The sequence below is a fragment of the Ensifer sp. 38_S197 genome (assembly GCF_056924495.1).
Map to the genome: position 1 here is coordinate 94,378 of NZ_JBXOVZ010000001.1, position 17,481 is coordinate 111,858.

General features: G+C 62.5%; 15 protein-coding genes. 1 reads left to right on the plus strand and 14 read right to left on the minus strand.

The genetic code is table 11. The features are described from left to right. Window positions 1–28 precede the first annotated feature (28 nt). Entirely contained in the window at window positions 29–1,111 is a 1,083-nt protein-coding gene (locus tag AC1Z3V_RS00275; protein WP_483496560.1) for a 4-oxalomesaconate tautomerase, read from the minus strand. A gap of 113 nt (window positions 1,112–1,224) precedes the next feature. Between AC1Z3V_RS00275 and AC1Z3V_RS00280 the strand changes: the two genes are divergently transcribed. After that, window positions 1,225–2,124, plus strand: coding sequence for a LysR substrate-binding domain-containing protein (locus AC1Z3V_RS00280; protein WP_483496561.1), 900 nt, complete (start codon window positions 1,225–1,227; stop codon window positions 2,122–2,124). A gap of 207 nt (window positions 2,125–2,331) precedes the next feature. On the opposite strand, the gene AC1Z3V_RS00285 is transcribed toward AC1Z3V_RS00280, so the two are convergent. From AC1Z3V_RS00285 to AC1Z3V_RS00345, 13 genes are all read right to left on the minus strand, one after another. Continuing rightward, a complete protein-coding gene (locus tag AC1Z3V_RS00285) occupies window positions 2,332–2,982 on the minus strand; it encodes a YceH family protein (protein WP_483496562.1) in 651 nt (216 codons plus the stop codon). 266 nt (window positions 2,983–3,248) lie between these two features. Continuing rightward, window positions 3,249–4,229 carry an ABC transporter ATP-binding protein gene (locus AC1Z3V_RS00290; protein WP_483496563.1) on the minus strand — a complete coding sequence of 327 codons (981 nt, stop codon included), beginning with the start codon at window positions 4,227–4,229 and terminating at the stop codon, window positions 3,249–3,251. After that, window positions 4,226–5,215, minus strand: a complete 990-nt coding sequence (locus AC1Z3V_RS00295; RefSeq protein ID WP_483496564.1) for an ABC transporter ATP-binding protein — start codon at window positions 5,213–5,215, stop codon at window positions 4,226–4,228. Before AC1Z3V_RS00295 ends, AC1Z3V_RS00290 begins: the two co-directional genes overlap by 4 nt. Beyond that, a complete protein-coding gene (locus AC1Z3V_RS00300) occupies window positions 5,212–6,696 on the minus strand; it encodes an amidohydrolase family protein (RefSeq protein WP_483496565.1) in 1,485 nt (494 codons plus the stop codon). The genes AC1Z3V_RS00295 and AC1Z3V_RS00300 overlap by 4 nt, the downstream gene beginning before the upstream one ends. Then, window positions 6,693–7,886, minus strand: a complete 1,194-nt coding sequence (locus AC1Z3V_RS00305; RefSeq protein WP_483496566.1) for an amidohydrolase family protein — start codon at window positions 7,884–7,886, stop codon at window positions 6,693–6,695. The genes AC1Z3V_RS00300 and AC1Z3V_RS00305 overlap by 4 nt, the downstream gene beginning before the upstream one ends. A gap of 3 nt (window positions 7,887–7,889) precedes the next feature. After that, entirely contained in the window at window positions 7,890–8,840 is a 951-nt protein-coding gene (locus tag AC1Z3V_RS00310) for an ABC transporter permease (RefSeq protein ID WP_483496567.1), read from the minus strand. Between the two features lie 10 nt (window positions 8,841–8,850). Then, window positions 8,851–9,822: an ABC transporter permease gene (locus AC1Z3V_RS00315; RefSeq protein ID WP_429817802.1), complete on the minus strand. Its 972-nt coding sequence runs from the start codon at window positions 9,820–9,822 to the stop codon at window positions 8,851–8,853. A gap of 58 nt (window positions 9,823–9,880) precedes the next feature. After that, window positions 9,881–11,443: an ABC transporter substrate-binding protein gene (locus AC1Z3V_RS00320; RefSeq protein ID WP_429817800.1), complete on the minus strand. Its 1,563-nt coding sequence runs from the start codon at window positions 11,441–11,443 to the stop codon at window positions 9,881–9,883. A gap of 446 nt (window positions 11,444–11,889) precedes the next feature. Beyond that, complete coding sequence (locus tag AC1Z3V_RS00325; protein ID WP_483496569.1) at window positions 11,890–12,918, minus strand: histone deacetylase family protein; 1,029 nt, start codon at window positions 12,916–12,918, stop codon at window positions 11,890–11,892. A 16-nt stretch (window positions 12,919–12,934) separates the two neighbouring features. Continuing rightward, window positions 12,935–13,441, minus strand: a complete 507-nt coding sequence (locus AC1Z3V_RS00330; RefSeq protein ID WP_483499483.1) for an N-acetyltransferase family protein — start codon at window positions 13,439–13,441, stop codon at window positions 12,935–12,937. 62 nt (window positions 13,442–13,503) lie between these two features. After that, complete coding sequence (kce, locus tag AC1Z3V_RS00335; RefSeq protein WP_483496570.1) at window positions 13,504–14,448, minus strand: 3,5-dioxohexanoate:acetyl-CoA acetone transferase; 945 nt, start codon at window positions 14,446–14,448, stop codon at window positions 13,504–13,506. Window positions 14,449–14,458: 10 nt separating this feature from the next. Further along, the gene (locus AC1Z3V_RS00340; protein ID WP_483496571.1) at window positions 14,459–15,826 is read right to left on the minus strand and encodes an aminotransferase family protein; all 1,368 of its coding nucleotides are present in this window, start codon (window positions 15,824–15,826) and stop codon (window positions 14,459–14,461) included. Window positions 15,827–15,838: 12 nt separating this feature from the next. Then, window positions 15,839–17,476, minus strand: coding sequence for a N,N-dimethylformamidase beta subunit family domain-containing protein (locus AC1Z3V_RS00345; RefSeq protein WP_483496572.1), 1,638 nt, complete (start codon window positions 17,474–17,476; stop codon window positions 15,839–15,841). Window positions 17,477–17,481 lie beyond the last annotated feature (5 nt).

Here is a 17,481-nt window from a genome sequence, read left to right on the forward strand (position 1 = left end):
GGTGGCGCCCTCCCGGCAGCCACGATTATTATGCCGCGCAACCGAGTTGCGTGACAGGTTTTGCAAAGACATGGCCTTCGAACAGCCGCCTGGCGGTGCGCAGGATGCCGGCGACGACCTTGCTGTCCCTTTCGTGAAGCCTGACGTCCAGATGGCCGCTCGGGTGTTCAATCGAAAGCACCACCGGCGGTTTGCGTGTGCCTACGAGAAGGGAAGCAACAGTGCCTTCATGGATGCAGGCAGTGGCAATTCCCACGGCCCCGGTCGTCGCCAGCGAAGGGTGACATTGATGCGGCATGAAATAGCGCACGTTGACATCTCCTCCTGACTTTGGTCGGGAAATGAGCACGGGCTTCGGAGTCACCTGGTTGCGCACGTCGCCAAGGCCCATCCGCTCCCCGGCCGCGATGCGCAGCTTCTCCAGCCGGTCAAGCAACGTCTTATCGGCGTTGAGTTCAGCCGCTGACTCGAAGCCGGTTGCGCCGACCGCGCCAGCCTCGATCAAGATCATCGGCATGGCGCAATCAATGCACGTGACAGCCACACCGTCGATCCAATCGATCGGCTTGCCAGTGGGAAAGAGCTGTCCGGTACGCGCGCCGGCTGCATCCATGAAGGTCAGCGCGATCGGCGCTGCGTTGCCCGGCACACCATCGATCGCCGCTTCACCGAGATAGGAGACGTTGCCATTCGGCGTCGGAACGTCGGCTTCGATCATCTTGCCGGTGTTGACGTTGTGGATTCGGACGAGTGTCGTTTCCCCTCGAGCCGGAACGAGACCCGCCTCGATGGCGAAAGGGCCGACCGCAGCAAGCATGTTGCCGCAGTTCGGGGACGTGTCGACAATCTGTTGATCGACGCGCACCTGGGCAAAAAGATAATCCACGTCGGCGCCCGGAATGCTGGCGGGGCCGACGATGGCCACCTTGCTCGTGACGGGATTGCCGCCCCCAATGCCATCGATCTGCAGGGGATGACCTGAACCCATCACGGAAAGCAAGATCTTGTCCCGCTCTTGAGTATCGACGGGAAGATCGCTTGCCAGAAAGAAGGGACCTTTCGAGGTTCCGCCTCTCATGAGGACGCAAGGGATCGCCAGCAGGTCGTTCATCGCTTGTGCTTCCGTTGGAATTATGTCATCGCCGTATCAATCGGCCTGTTTGATCCAATTATCGGAACTACGGTTGATTTGTGAAATGCTAAGAATTGGGAAATTGATGCAAGATGAGCATTAATTGTGAGATCCTTGATCTTCGGGCGTTCTTGAGCGTCGTGGAGTTGGAGAGCTTTCATCGCGCCGCCGATGCGCTGCATCTGTCGCAGCCCGCCCTGAGCCGCCGTATTCAGAAACTTGAGCAGGCGATTGGAGCGCCCCTCCTGGAGCGAACGACGAGGCATGTGTCGTCGACGGCGCTCGGGACAGAACTCATTCCGCTTGTGCGGCGCATGTTGGAGGAATTCGACGGTTCTTTGTTCGCCGTCCGGGATGTCGGTACCAATCGAGGCGGATTGGTAACAATCGCATGCCTTCCCACTGCAGCTTTCTACTTCCTGCCGACCGTCATCCGACAGTTCAACGAGGAGTATCCGAACATTCGCTTCCGTATCCTCGACCTGCCGGCCACCGACGGCCTCCAAGCCGTGGCACGGGGCGAGGTGGAGTTCGGGATAAATATCATGGGCACATCGGATCCGGACCTGATTTTCGACCGGCTCGTGGAAGACCCATTCGTGCTTGCAGCGCGCAGGGATCACCCCCTCGCCGCCAAGCCCGTGGTCGGCTGGGCAGATCTTGAGCCCTACCATCTGATTACAGTTCATCGATCGAGCGGCAACCGAACCTTGCTTGACGCAGCGCTGGCAAAATCGAATATCAAACTACGTTGGTTCTACGAGGTGACCCATCTGTCCACCTCCCTCGGCCTTGTGGAGGCCGGCCTTGGAATTTCGGTCCTGCCGCGCATGGCGACCCCGCAGGACGACCATCCGTTTCTGATCACGCGCCCGATTGGCGATCCCGAGATATCGCGCACGATCGGGGTGGTCCGCCGCCGTGGCGGGACCTTGTCGCCTGCAGCGGAGAGATTTCTCGAAATGCTGATGGGCGCATGGGGAAGTGACTGAGAGGCCTAATCGGAAGCCTGATGCGATCATAGGCCGCCACCCTCCGCGCACCAGGGATTTTGAGACCGAGCGGCTCTCGCCATCGGTTGGGAGCTTTCCTGTGAAGTATCCTTCCGCGTTCAGCGGCGTCGTCTTGAACGGCGCAAGGCGTCTGTCACCTTGTTATGCTGACGAAGCTCAGGCTACCGCTCTCCAGACCTCAGGCTTTCAGCGCATCAAGGCGTCGAGCTGCTCCTGCAGCGTTGCCACCTTCTGCTCAAGCGCCTCCAACCGCTCTTCAAGGGCAGATAGCGCCGAACCGCTGGACGCCGATGACATTGCCACCCTTTCAAAGGTCGGCTGCTCGACTTCCCCGCAAAGCAGATGCGCGAAGCGGTCCTCGCGTTGACCGGCACCCCGGTTCAGTTGAACGATAAGGGGCGGCCGGCGGCCTATCATCAGATCCAGATTGTCCTTCAGGTCCTCGATCGATGAGAACCGCGCCATACGCTCGCTGCGCGCCCAAAGTTCGTAAGCCGTCTGCGGACCGCGAAGAAGCAGCAGGCCCAACGCGACGATCTGCGGCGATGTCAGCGAGAAACGGTTTGCCACCAGATGCTCGTAGCGCTCGACCCTGGACGCGAACGCCTGCCGGACCAACCCCTTCTGCACCAATGATGCGAGCGCACGATGGACGTCCACCTGCTCGAGCGCCATGACGGGATCGCGTGCGGTCTTCTGGTTGGCCGCCGAATGTGCCGAATTGAGCGTCAGCGGATAGACGTCGGGCGTCGTTTCCTTCTTTTCAATCAGGCATCCGAGAACGCGAGCTTCAACGGCATTGAGGACGGGAAAATCAGTGTCGGAGGTCGTGTTCATGGGCCAACTCTTCAAATCAACGCATTGATCCGAGCCGCGCCCGCGAAGCGTGGTGCGGCCCAGCTTTCGGTCCCTACCCTAACGTGGGTGTCGAGGTCCGGAAATGGTCATCGGTCTATTTCGTTGAATTCCGGTTAGCACTGTTGCATGCGCCTGACGACAGCAATGCGAAACACGCCGCAAAGGCTCGCTCGAACTGCGGCGAAAAAAAGAGGCTCCGCGACTGGCACGACACGGAGCCCAAGGCTTCAGGGAAGAAAGCTGCGTCAAGCGGCGTAGATGGCTTTCACCGTCTCTTCGATGCGGTGGCACGCGGCACGCGAGCCATCGGCAAAATTGCGCATTTCCGGGCGCTCGCTCTTGCATCGCTGGTCCGCGAACGGGCAGCGCGGATGGAACGTGCAGCCGGTTGGCGGATTGAGCGGGCTCGGCACCTCACCGGCAGCGATGCTGCGCCCGCGCTTCGGGTCCGTGATATCCGGGATCGTCTCCAGGAGCAGCTGCGTATAGGGGTGTCGCGGATTGGCGAAGAGCGTCTCCGTGTCCGCCTCCTCGACGATGCGGCCGAGATACATGACTGCGATACGGTCGGACATGTGGCGCACCACGCTCATGTCATGGCTGATGAAAAGATAGGTCAGCCCCATCTCGTCCTGCAGCTTGCGCATGAGGTTCAGAATCTGGGCCTGGACGGAGACGTCGAGCGCCGAGGTCGGCTCGTCGCAGACGAGGAACTCCGGCTCGCCGGCGAGCGCGCGTGCGATCGAGATGCGCTGGCGCTGACCGCCGGAGAATTCGTGCGGGAACTTGGCGCCATCCGAGGGTGCGAGGCCGACGATCGTCAGCAGCTCGCCGACGCGCTCCATGATCTCGTCTTCCGAGTTGCGCAGCTTCAACTCGCGAAGCGGCTCGGCAATGATGTTGCGCACCCGCCAGCGCGGATTGAGGCTGGCATAGGGATCCTGGAAGATCATCTGCGCGGAGAGGGGCTGCCCGCTTTTGCCGGGCGCAAACCGCACTTCCCCTTCGCTCGCCCGGTAAAGACCCGTGACGAGCCTTGCCACTGTCGACTTGCCACAGCCGGATTCGCCAACGAGGCTGAGGCACCCCCCCATCGGCACGGTGAAGCTGATATCGTCCACTGCGCGCACGAATTGCCTCTGCTTGCGCTCGATCACGCGGTTGAGCCAGGGCGCGGACACATCGAAATTGCAGGTCAGGTCCTTGACCGTCAGGGCATCACTCATAGAACTCCTCCTGCATTGAGCCAGCACGCGCTGACGCCTGAGCCGACCGGCGCCGGTTCCGGGCGATCTTTCCGGCAGCGCGGACCCGCCTCGGGGCAGCGCGGGTTGAAGGCGCAGCCGGCCGGGATTGCGTTCAGCCGCGGCATCGAACCGTCGATCTGGTTCAGCCGCTCGACGCGACGGCCGAGTGCCGGGATCGAGCCCATCAGACCGCGGGTATAGGGATGGCGGGCGTTCTTCAGCACGTCGCCAACCGGACCGATCTCGACGAGCCGCCCGGCATACATGACCGCGACCCGATCGGCCGTCTCTGCTATGACGCCCATGTCGTGGGTGACCAACATGACCGCGGTGCCATGATCGTCGCAAAGCCGACGCAGCAACGAAGTGATCTGCGCCTGGATCGATACGTCGAGCGCAGTCGTCGGCTCGTCGGCGATGATCAGCTTCGGCTCGGCGGCGAGCGCCAAAGCGATGACGACGCGCTGACGCATGCCGCCCGAAAACTGGTGCGGATAGTGGTCGTAGCGCGCCTCGGGTGCCGGAATACCGACTTCTTTCAGAAGCTGGATGGCACGCGCCTTGGCATCGGCCTTGGAGAGCTTCAGGTGCAGGCGAATGGTCTCGACCAGTTGCGCGCCGATTGTGAACAGGGGGTTCAGCGAGGTCAGCGGATCCTGGAAGATCGCGCCGATCTGCCGGCCGCGCACCTGCTGCATCTGCTTATCGTCCAGCTTGTCGATCCTGCGGCCAGCGAGCCAGACCTCGCCCCCGGAAATCCGGCCCGGGGGTTCCAGCAGCCCCTGGACCGCCAGCCCGGTCATCGACTTACCGGCGCCGGACTCGCCGACGACGCCGAGGATTTCGCCCGGGCGGATGGTGAGCGACACGTCGGACAGCGCCGAAACGGTACCATGGCGCCCGGGGAACTCGACGCAGAGGCCGCGAACGTCAAGCACGGCGGCCGATGAAGCATGTTCCGTCATCGCTGCTCCTCCAGAGGATAGCTCGGCGGGAAGATCTCGCTGACCGGCGGGTGGCCCCAGCTTCTTTCGGGGTATTTTGCGATCAGACCGTCGAATTGTATCTGCGCCTTCGCGCGGGCTTCGTTCATGTCGAAACCTGCGACTTCGCCATTTCGCATCGACAGGCGGCCGTCGACGAAAACCGCCTTGGTGACGCGCCCGGAACCGCCGACCACCAGCGTGGTGATCGGATCGACCGCCGGCGCCATGTGGTGGTCCATGAGGTCGAAGACGGCGATGTCGGCGCGCGCGCCCGCCTCCAGGCGACCAAGATCCGAGCGGCCGAGCGCCTTGGCGCCGCCAAGCGTCGCGGCATCGAAGAGATCGGCGCAGCGCACGGCGGTCGCGTCGTTTTCGACGACGCGGCAGGTGATCAGGCCGACCAGCAGGTTCATCAGCATGTCCGGCGGCGTCGTGTCGGTGCCCATGGCGATGTTGATGCCGCGGGCCTTGACCGAGCGGAAGGAATTCAGCATGCTACCACCGCGGGCTGAAACCAGCGGACAATGAACGATGCTGACGCCGTTTTCGGCATAGAGACGCAGATCGTTGTCCGTTGCCTGGGTCGCATGCGGCGCAATCAGCCGGTCGCTCAGGAAGCCGAAGCTTGCCAGCCATTCCGGTGCAGTCTTGTCGTGAAGGCGGCGAACGGTATCGACCTCCATGGTGCCCTGCGCTGCATGCAGGCGGATCGGGCAGTCCAGATCGCGAGCCGCATCGGCGGTGCGAAGCAGGAGTTTTTCGGTGCAGGTTTCCACCCGGTCCGGAGCGAGCAGGCCCTTGATCAGGCCGCCGTGACGCCCTTCGTGATCGCGAATGAAGCCGATGGCATCGTCGAGGCCTTTCAGTCCTCTTTCTTCGTCGAAGATCGCTTCGAGCTGCCCTGGGGCCGTGACCATCATGCCGCCGGCGCGATAGGCCGGGCTCAGATAGACGCGCAGGCCGAGATCGCCGGCAGCATCCGAAGCAGCGGCGAACTCCGCGACGGTCTCGCCCCACTCGCGGTAGAAGAGCGAAGCAATCGGCGCCGCCGTGGTGATGCCATTCAACAGGAGCTGCGCAAAGGCGAAGCGCTTCTGGAAGGCGAGCTCCTCAGGCGTGTACATCTCATAGGGGCCGCGCTCGATATAGGAACGCGGCCAGACGCGACCCTTGGCCCAGCCCGGCTGGTGATCGATCGAGAGCACGGTCGTGTCGAGATCGGAAAGCGCGTCGAGGTCGATCAGGCCGGGGCTGATCATGGCCGCACCGAGATCGATCCGCCGGGCGACCTCGCCCTCGAAGCGCGGTCCGACATAGAGCAGCGTACCGCCTTCGATGACGACCTCGCCATTCGGGATCAGCCGGTGCGAGCCGTCGCGGTGGCCGAGCACCCATTGGGCCGTCAGAAGCGTGCGGCCGTCCGGGCGACGGCCGAGTGTCAAATCCTTGATGCTGTTCATGGGATGGCTACCTCCGCAATGCCATTACGCGCGATGACGCGACCACGCTTGACGACCAGCGGCCGCGGGGCCACGTCGACGACAGCATGCGCCAGCGTCTCGCCGGTGAGCAGGGTGAAGTCGGCGTCACAGCCGACGTCCAGGCCGTAGCCCTTGATGTCCATGACCTCCGCGCCGCCCTTGGAGCAGACATGCAGCGCATGTTCGAGATCAACATCACGGCGGAGCCCGTTCTTCATGCCGAGAACGCGAGCGCGGTCCATCATGTCGGGCTGGCCCCATGGACCCCAGGTATCGCGGATGCCGTCGCAGCCGGCCGCCACCTTCACGCCGGCGTCCTTCAACCGGAGGATCGAAGGCACGGTCGAAGACGGCGAGCCTGTGGTGACGATGCGGACGTCAAGTTCGGCGATCTGTTCGATCAGACCCGCCACGCGCAGGTAGTCCGGCGCGCCGAGCGCAAAGGCATGGCTGATTGCAACCTTGCCCTGCATGCCGAGCGCGCGGATGCGCTCGAACATCAGCTCCATGCTGAAGGCACCAAGCTCGCCTTGTTCATGCAGGTGAATATCGATCGGCTTTGCATGCTTGTCTGCGAGGCCGAAGATCGCGTCGAGATGACCCTTCGGGTCACGGTCGATGCCACAGGGGTCAATGCCACCAAGGACTTCCGCACCATTGCTCAGAGCCTGGTCGAGGAGCTCGACCGTGCCCGGGCGGGTGACGAGGCCCGACTGCGGGAAAGCGACGATCTCGATATCAATGACGCCTTCAAGCGCATTGCGGGTCTCGACGATGCCTTCCATCAGGCGCAGGCCGTGGGTGGTGTCGATGTCGACATGGCTGCGGATGTGGCTTGCGCCATTGGCCGCGAGCATGATCGCCTGGCGCATGGACTGACGGTGCGGATCGATACCGATTTCCAGCCGCTTCTCGCGCTCGAAGTCGATGCGTTCGCGCAGCGTCGCAGACTTGGCGTTCACATGCCAGGGCATGCCCCAGACCGATTTGTCGAGATGCGTATGCGCCTCGACGAGCCCGGAGATCACGATATGGCCGTTGCCCTCTTCGGTCGCAGCGCCTTCCGCAGAAAGCCCCTTGCCGATAGCCGCAATCTTGCCGTCGTGCACGAGAATGTCGGTCGCTTCGCGGGCATATGGCCTGACGTTACGGATCAGGAGACTGGACATCATTCACCTCAATTTCGGATTTAGCGCATCTCGCAGCCAGTCACCGAGCAGGTTGACCGAGACGACGAGAAGGCAAAGCTGGATGACAGGGAAAAGCACGACCCACCATACGCCCGAGAACAGGAACTGGTTGCCAAGGCGGATCAGCGTTCCAAGACTCGGTTGGCTGGGCGGCATGCCGATACCGAGGAACGAAAGTGTTGCCTCCGTCAGGATCGCCATGCCGAAGTTCAAGGTCGCAGCGACCATGATCGGCGTCAGCGTGTTGGGCAGGATATGCTTCAGCATGATGCGCCGAGCCGGCGTCTTCAAAAGGCGCGCGGCCTGGACATATTCCTTGCCGCGCTCGACGATCGTCTGGGCGCGCACAGTACGGGCATACTGCACCCAGGCACTCAGCGTGATCGCCAGCACCAGCACTGCGGCGGCGCCAACGTCCCGCAGTTCCGGCGGCAGCATCTGGCGTGCGACCGCGCTGACGAGGATGGCGATCAGGATGGTCGGGATCGACAGGAGCACATCGCCGATACGCATCAAGAGGTTGTCGATAAACCGGCCAAAATAGCCGGCAATGAGACCGAGGCTGAGGCCAACGGCGAGCGACAGCATGACGGAAGCGACGCCGATCAGGATCGAAATGCGTGAGCCGTAGAGGATGGCCGAGAGCATGTCGCGGCCTTGCGTGTCCGTGCCGAGCACGTAGGGCCACTGGCCATCGGCCTCCCAGATCGGCGGTAGTTCGGAATTCCAAAGTTCGAGCTGAGCCGGATCGAAGGGGTTCTGCGGCGCAATCAGCGGTGCCGCGAAAGCCGTCACGATCAGGAAGGTGAGCATAACCGCCCCGACGATCGCCGAGGGCTTGTGGGTGAAGGACCACCAGAGATCGCTCTGGCGCCAGCGAGCAAGCCTGGAGGGCTGGCGTGGCGGCGTGGTTGGCTGAACGTGATCTGTCATGACAGCGACCTCAACGGGTGGCATCGCGCAGCCGCGGGTCGATGACCGCATAGGCGATGTCGACCAGGGTGTTGAGCGTGACGAAGATGAACGAGACGATGCAGAGATAACCCGCCATCACGGGCATATCGAGGAAGGTGACCGCCTGGATGAAGAGCATGCCCATGCCCGGCCACTGGAAGACGGTTTCGGTGATCAGCGCAAAGGCGATCAGCGAGCCGAAATTCATCGCCGTCATGGTGACGACAGGCATCAGACAGTTGCGCAGCGCGTGGCGGAAATAGATGCGCCAGCGCGGCACGCCGCGGGCACGCGCGAACTTCACGAAGTCGGAGCGCAGAACCTCCATCATCTCGGCCCGAACGAGGCGCATCACCAGGGTGATCTGGTAGAGCGCGAGCGCGAGAGACGGCAAGAGCAGCGATGCGCGGCCCGAGGCCGTCAGCAGGCCGGTGCTCCACCAGCCGAGCTGCACGACATCACCGCGACCGAAGGCCGGCACAAGCCCGAGGGTTACGGCAAAGACGAGGATCAGCAGGATACCGACGACGAAGCTCGGCAGCGAGACGCCGATGATGCTGACGAATTGCAGCCCCTCCGAATACCATCGTCCTCGATGGATGGCGGTGACGACGCCAAGTGGAATACCGATCAAAAGCGACAGGATGGTCGCAACCAGTGCAAGTTCCATGGTCGCCGGGAATCGCTCGGCGATGAGCGTCATGACGTCCTGGCCGTTTCGGTAGCTGATGCCGAAGTCGCCCTGCGCCGCGTTCACGACGAAGCGGCCGTACTGGCTCAGAAACGAATCGTTGAGCCCGAGCTTTTCGCGCAGTTCGATGCGGTCGGCCTGCGACATCTGCTCGTTGGCCATCAGCTCGACCGGATCGCCGGCGAAGCGGAAAATCAGGAAGGCCAGCAGCGCGACGGCGAGCATGACCAGCACGGCATTGGCCAGCCGCTTGATGAGAAAGACAATCATTGGGTTTCTCGCTGAATGAGAAGGCCCGGCAGAGCGAACCCTGCCGGGGCAAGGAAACTCAATCGCCGATACGGGTCAGCCAGTGACGCGGCTTGTTGTCGGCCCGAATAGTCACATCCGTGACGTTCTTGGACATCGCCCAGGCCATCGGCTGCTGGTGCAGCGGGATCATGATGACCTCGTCCTTCGCAAACTTCAGCGCCTCGGTCTCGATTGCCAGGCGCTTGTCATGATCCATCTCGAGCGCGGCCTTCTTCACCATTGCGTCGAGCTCCGGATAGGACCATCCGCCGTAGTTGGCGACACCGGCCGCACCTTCGCGGGTCGAAAGCACCTGAACCAGGATCGAATAGGCATCGAGCGTCGGCTCGTTGGCCCAGCCGATCATGTAGGCGTCGGATTTACCGCCGGCACGCTTCGGTGCCTGGACCGCGCGCGGGCCGATGTCGAGGGTCGGCTTGAGGCCGATGCGCGACAGCATCGAAACGAGTGCGCTGCAGACGTCTTCTTCGTTGACGCTCTCGTCATTCATGCAAACGAGCGTGAACTCCTTGCCGACGGCGCCGGCCTCTTCAAGCAGCTTCTTTGAGAGTTCCGGATCGTAGCTCGTCGGCACGTCGAGCTCGGCGCTGTAGCCCGGGATTTCCGGGGCGACCATGGTGCCGGCGACATGCGATTTGCCGCGCATCACGCGCTTGAAGATGAGTTGGCGGTCGATTGCATGGTCGATCGCCTGGCGCACCTTGATATTGTTGAAGAAGTTCTCGCGACCGTCGGCGAAGGTCTCGTGACGGTTGAAGACCATATGCACGGTGCGCAAATCGGTGCGCTCGACGACCTTGATGTCCGGCGAGCTCTTCAGGCGCTCGAGATCCTGTACTGGCGCGCCGTCAGTGAGATCGATCTCGCCCGAGAGCAGTGCTGCCACGCGCGTGGCGGCTGAAGTGATCGGCATGAACTCGATACGGTCGAGATTGTGCTTCGGCGTATCCCACCAGCCCTCGTTCTTGACGAGCACCGTCTTGCTGTCGGGGACACGGGACTCGAGCTTGAACGGGCCGGTGCCGTTCGTGTTGTGGGTGGCGTAACCTTCGACCTTGGCGCCGACGTCGGTTGGCAGCTCGGACTTGTTGTCGACCAGCCAGTCCTTGTCGAACATGAAGATATTGGTCATGTCGTTGAGGAACAGCGGATTCGGCGAGTTCACTTCAATATCGACGGTGTAGTCGTCGACCTTGGTGGTGGAGACGTAGGCCGGAATATTGCCACGCAGCGGCGACGTCGGGTGGCTGACGCGAGCCATGGAGGCAACGACGTCGTCAGCGGTGAAGTCGGCGCCGTTCTGGAACTTCACGCCCTTGCGCAGATGGAAACGCCAGACCTTGTCCTTGACCATCTCCCAGCTGGTGGCAAGCGCCGGCTCGACCTTGAACTCGGGCGTATAGCGGGTCAGGCCCTCGTAGATATGGTTGAGGAAGGCCAGGTTGGAGGTACTGCCGTAAGAATACGGGTCGAGCGAGTAGATATCCCGCGGGCTCCCCCAACGCAGCGTTTCTGCGGATGCGGTGGTTGCAAGGAAGGCGAATGCCAGCCCCGCAAGGAGATGCTTTCTCAGTTTCATGTGGTTCCCTCTATTTTCTCGTCGGTCCTCATAGCCCGGCGGTCTCGCCACGCTTGAGCAAGTCAGCCTAGATTTGAAGCTGTTGGCGACAATGTCAACTATTTTGTCGACAATTTTGTATGCATAAATGTTGAAGGTCGGATACAGCTCGGAAGGCCAACGCGCGGTTGCCGATCGGTTTCACGAATGGAGGGCCTCTCATCTTCAGCGAAACGGTCAAAAAAAGACGGCCGCCGGACATCCTTCGAGACCGGCGGGTAAAACGGCTATTATTTCGAGAAAATAAGCGCTTGGTCGTGTCAGTTCACGCGGAGCGCGTCGTCCGTTCTTCCGCTGGTTAACGTTGAGGGAGCCGGCGCCCTCAACGTCCGTCGGGTGGTCGACACAGCCGTATTCCTGACTCTAGACCGTCACTCGCGTTGGTGACGACTGGCGCCTTCGATCGGCTAACGCGAGGCTGAACCAAAGCCCGTAAGGAAGGCCGTCAAATTGTCGGACAGCGCATCGCAGAGATAGCCGCCTTCCTGGACGATTGCCGTGGGAAGCCCCAGTCCGGCGATCGCTTCGCCAATGCGGGCAAATCCTGGCGTCGACACGGAGAGGCCGCCGAAGGGATCTCCTTCGTAGGCGTCGAGTCCGAGCGCCACGACCAGCGCATCCGGCGCGTAGGCTCGGATCCGGCGAGAAGCGGTAACGAGTGCGGCCAGGAATTGCGCATCGCCGGATTTGCGTTCGAGCGGCAGGTTGAAGTTGTAGCCCAGACCCGGGCCCTCGCCGCGCTCATCGGCATGGCCCCAGAAGAACGGATAGAAACGCACGGGATCCGCGTGGATCGAGACGGTGAGCACGTCGGCGCGCTGATAGAAGATGCCTTGCGTGCCGTTGCCGTGATGCAGGTCGACATCGAGGATCACGACGCGGGCAGCGCTCTTGAGAAAGCGCTGTGCGGCGACGGCCGAATTGTTGACGAAACAGAAGCCGCCGGCGACGTCGGCGAAGGCGTGGTGCCCCGGCGGCCGGCATAGCGCATAAGCCGCGCGCTCCCCCGCCATGACTGCATCTGCCGCTTCCACCGCACTCCAGGCGCTCCAGCGCACGCTGTCCCATGTCTCACCGGATATCGGGCACGCGGTGTCAGCCATGTGATAACCCGCCTGCCCGACGGCCGAAGCCGGATACCGACCATCGCGCGCCAGCGGATGAATGTTCGGGATAACCTCCTCCGAGGCCTCCGCGATACGCTGCCAGCGTGCGTAGATGTGTTCGAGGAAATCGAGATATTCGGGCGTATGCACCGCGGCAATCGGGCCGAGCCCTTGATCGCGGGGCCGCAAGATCTCGCAGCCTGCCGCCTTCGCCCCGGCGACCAATCGCTCGACGCGCTCTGGCTGTTCGGGATTCGGCTTCGGCGCGCCGCTCGACAGAAAGGCTTTCGGGTCGTGGCGCTTCTGTTCCTCTGCATAGAAGGCTTTCATGCTCGCTCCATCCTCATCAATTCAGTCCATCGGCGAGCGCCAGAAAGGCGTCACCATAGGCGGCGTGTTCATGGTCGGCTTTCTGCCAGGTGATGCCGAGCCGCTCGTAGAAGCGTTGAGCGGCGAAGTTCTCGGCATCGACCGCCAGTCGCAAGTAGTCGCCACCCCGCGCCTTCGACCAGCTTGCCGCCTCGCGTAGCAACCGCTCACCGATGCCCTGCCCGCGCAGGCGTCCATCGACATACAGGTCCTGGATGAAAACGCCGGGCCGACCCCGCCAGGTGGAGAAGATCGGGAAAAAGAGGCAAAGCCCGACCAATTTTCCGCGCGCTTCCGCGACGAAACTTCCGAAGGCGGCCTCAGGCCCGAAGCCGCATCGGCGAAAATCCTCGGTACTGCTGGTAATCTTGGCTTCCATGCCAAGCCCGCGCCCCATTTCAAGGATTGCCCGGTGCATTGCCTCGGCATCCTCCGGCCGCCCGGGGCGGATCGCCACATCCAAGGCATCGGCTCCTAGTGTCATCACCTATTCTTCCTTTACTCCCATGGCCATGGCGGCCCGCGCTTTAGCGGCGGGCTGCGGCATTAGAACGCGACCTTGTCTCCGCCCTTGAGGCCGAGAAGATCGCGTGCCTCGGCTGGCGTGGCAACCTCCAGCGACAAGGCCTCGAGAACTGCGCGGATGCGGTGGACCTGTTCGGCGTTGCTGGTCGCAAGCGTCCCGCGGCCGTTATAGAGACTGTCTTCCAACCCGACGCGCACATTGCCGCCCATGGCGGCAGCCATTGTGATCATCGGCATCTGGTGGCGGCCGGCAGCCAGCACCGAGAAGCTGTAGTCGTCGCCGAAGAGCTTGTCGGCGATGCGCTTCATGTGCGTGAGATTTTCGGGGTCGGCGCCGATGCCACCGAGAACGCCGAACACGAACTGGATGAAAAGGTGACCGGACACCAGGCCACGATCGCGGAAATGCGCCAGAGAATAGAGATGGCCGACGTCGTAACATTCGAATTCGAAGCGCGTGCCGCAGCCCTGACCGAGCCGCGTTAGGATGAACTCCATATCGGCGAAGGTGTTCTTGAAGATCGAACTGCGCGTTGCTTCCAGAAGCTCCGGCTCCCATTCGTGCTTCCATTCCGTCGGTCTGTCGAGCGCCGGAAACAGCGCGAAATTCATCGAGCCCATATTCAGCGAACACATTTCCGGTTCGGCGCGAAGGGATGCGGCAAGCCGGTCTTCCAGCGCCATCAGCGACGAGCCGCCGGTGGAGATATTCACGACCGCATCGGTCGACTGCTTGATGCGCGGCAGGAATTTCATGAACAATGCCGGATCGGCGGACGGACGGCCGTCCTCCGGGTTACGCGCGTGTAGATGCAGGATGGAAGCGCCGGCCTCGGCCGCTGCAATCGCTTCGGAGGCGATCTGGTCGGGCGTGATCGGCAGGTAAGGCGACATGGTCGGCGTATGCACCGATCCCGTCACCGCGCAGGTGATGATCACTTTGCGCGATGTCTTGGCTTTCGTCATGGTCAAGCCCTCAGCGATTGACGGGAAGGTTGAGTTCTTCGGCAAGGACTTCGAGAACATCACCGAGGATGCCGACGATCTCGCCGACCTGCTCGCGGGTGATGATCATCGGTGGGCAGACGAGGAAATGGTCGCCCTCGACGCCGCCGCGCGTGCGCCTGGAATAGATGATCAGGCCGCGTTCATAGGCGAGATCGACCATGCGCTGGTGTGCGTTCAACTCCTTCGGCAACGGCCTCATCGTTTCGCGGTCGGAAACGAACTCGGCGGCCAGCAGCAATCCTTTGCCGCGCACGTCGCCGATGAAAGGGAAGCGACCGGACAGCGCCACCAGTTCTGCCTTCAACGCCTCGCCCATGGCGGCGGCATTGTCTATAAGGCCAAGCCGATCAATCTCGTCGAGAACGGCAAGACCGGCGGCGCAGGCAAGCGGATTGCCGGCATAAGTGAAGCCATGTTGGAAACCGCCGGCATCGAGAACCGGCTGGACGATCCGCGTCGGTGCGGCCATGGCACCGAGCGGGCAATAGCCGGAAGCGAAGCCCTTGGAGAGAGCGATCAGGTCCGGGCGGCAATTCCAGTGGTCGCCACCGAGGAACTTTCCGGTGCGGCCGGCGCCGCTCATCACCTCGTCATGGATCAACAGGATGCCGTACTTGTCGCAGATTTCGCGAATGCGCGGGTAGTAGCTGTCGGGCGCCACCAGAGCTCCGGTCGAGGCGCCGCCGATCGGCTCCATGATGAAGGCCAGCACCGTTTCGGGGCCTTCCGCCTGGATCTTCTCCTCCAGCATGTCGGCATATTTGATGCCGCGCTGCTCCATCGTCAGGTTGTCCCGGTCGAGATAAGCGGTTGGCGCCGGCACCTTCGGCATCTCGCGCATCATCGAAGAGAAGGGATCTGAGAGTGCGGCATAACCGGTGACGGCCAAGGCGCCGAGCGTGCCACCATGATAGGAGGGAAAGCGCGAAATTACCTTCCAGCGATCCTTCTGACCGGTGGCGACAGCCCATTGCCGCGCGAGCTTGAGACAGGACTCGACGGCTTCCGAGCCGCCTGACACGAAGAAGATCTTGTCCATGCCCTGAGGCAGCTTTTCGGCGGCGCGGCGGGCCAAGTCTTCCGCAGGCTCGTTTTCGAAATGCAGCCGGTAAGCGAAGGTCACCCGATCCATCTGGCGCTTCATCGCGTCGAGCACATTGCGATTGCCATGGCCGATATTGACCACCATGGCGCCGCTAGAACCGTCGATCACCCGGCGTCCGTCCTGATCCCAGAGATAGATGCCTTCAGCGCGGTCAACCAGCGGACGGCGCAGGCGCGACTGGTAGAAGAGGTGAGAGGCGGGTCGTTCGTTGGAAGCTGTCGTCTTGAGCATGGCAAGTCTCTGTCAGCGGTTGAGATAGTGATTGAGAACGTTGGCGGTGACGCGCTCGACCATCGCGTCGCCGCGTTTGAGTGCCGCCACCCATTCGCAGCTTCCGGCGTGGAAGACCTCGCCCTTGCCGCGCGGAAAATTGACGATCATGCCTGAGCCGCGCTTGACGCGTTCGACGGCCCGCGGGCCATCGTCGCCGATCAGCGTCTCGGCGACGAATTTCGCGTCGGCATCCGAGAGGAACTGGTCGTCAGCGGGAATGTCGGCACTTTCTTCCTTCAACGACGACATGCCGAGCGCGAGGATTTCGAGGCCCTTCGGCGCACCACTGTCTTCGGCAGGCTCCGGCAGTCCGCCGCGGATGATGTAGTCGAGACCATCGACCTCATAGCCGAAGGCATGACCTTCCGCGCCGAGGATATCGCCGTAGTAGATGCCCGTTCCGGCAAAAGCCCAATGCTCGGGCCGATAGACCGGAAAGCCCCGTGCGCCGCGCGGGGCGCAACCGCCCCAGCCGACATAAAGCCCGCGAGTGGCATTGAGCCCGAAGGTCGCCGCACCCGGCCGACCGATCTCGGCGGCCTCCCAGGAACCGCTGGTGCGCGTCGGATCGGCCGAGCGATAGGCGGGGTCTTCGGCCCGTGACCGGTACTTGTAACAAACCTGGCGCTTGCCGCCGTCTTCGAGGCGCGTCTGCCACATGAAGTTGCCGGCAAAGCGGGCCGCCCTGCCGCCGCGCTCGACGTAGGTGTCGACCGCATCGCGCATTTCCCAGGTCCAGTATTCGTCGTGGCCGACGAAGACGACGCAATCATAGCCGTCAAGGATCTCAGGATTGAAATGCAGTTCGTACTGGCTGGCGAGATCGACGGAATAGCCCTGCCGCTCCGCCCAGCGGAAGAAATGACTGTCGTAGCTCGCCCAGCCGGAGGAGGCATATTTCTTGGAATAGCCGTTGGCGTAGGCCCATTCCATATGCGGGTAACGCGGAGCGACGGCCATTGGCGCGTAGATTTCTAGCGGCACGCGCGGCGCGTCGGCCGGCAGCACGACGAAGCCACGGCAAAAGGGACGCTCGATGCTGACCGTCGTCGCATACTGATCGCGGTTGGGACCCGTGATGCCCTGATAGTGGTTGGATCCGCCCCAGGTATTGTAGGAGGTCCAGGAGCCGGTCGCAGCGACGTGCAGCACGCGGCCCGGCTTTCGGCCAGCGACCGGCCGCACGATGAAGAGATGATGACAATGGATCGGCGTGCCGTCCCTGCCCTCTGCTCTCAGTGTGATGCGGTAGGCGCCGGAAGGCCAATCGTCTTCGACTTTGAACTCGAAGCTCGTCTCCCAGCCGCAGCCGATGACCGAGCACTGGTCAGGCGTCTCCTGCCAGCACGCGGCAAGACCGTCACGCTTCACAACGCTCTGCTCGACTGCACCGTCGCGAACGATTTCAAGCGAGAAGCGGGGTGCCGTCGAGCTGACCTGCAGGCGCACCGTGGCGCCGGGCGGATAGGCATAGGCATCGGTGTAGCACCAGATCTCGCCGCGCTCCCCATCCATGCCCGGATATTCGTAATAGTGACCGAGGACCGCTTCGCGGCGCTGGTCCGGCGTCAGGCCGAAATCGGGGTACTGGTTGTTCTTTTCCATCATGCCCC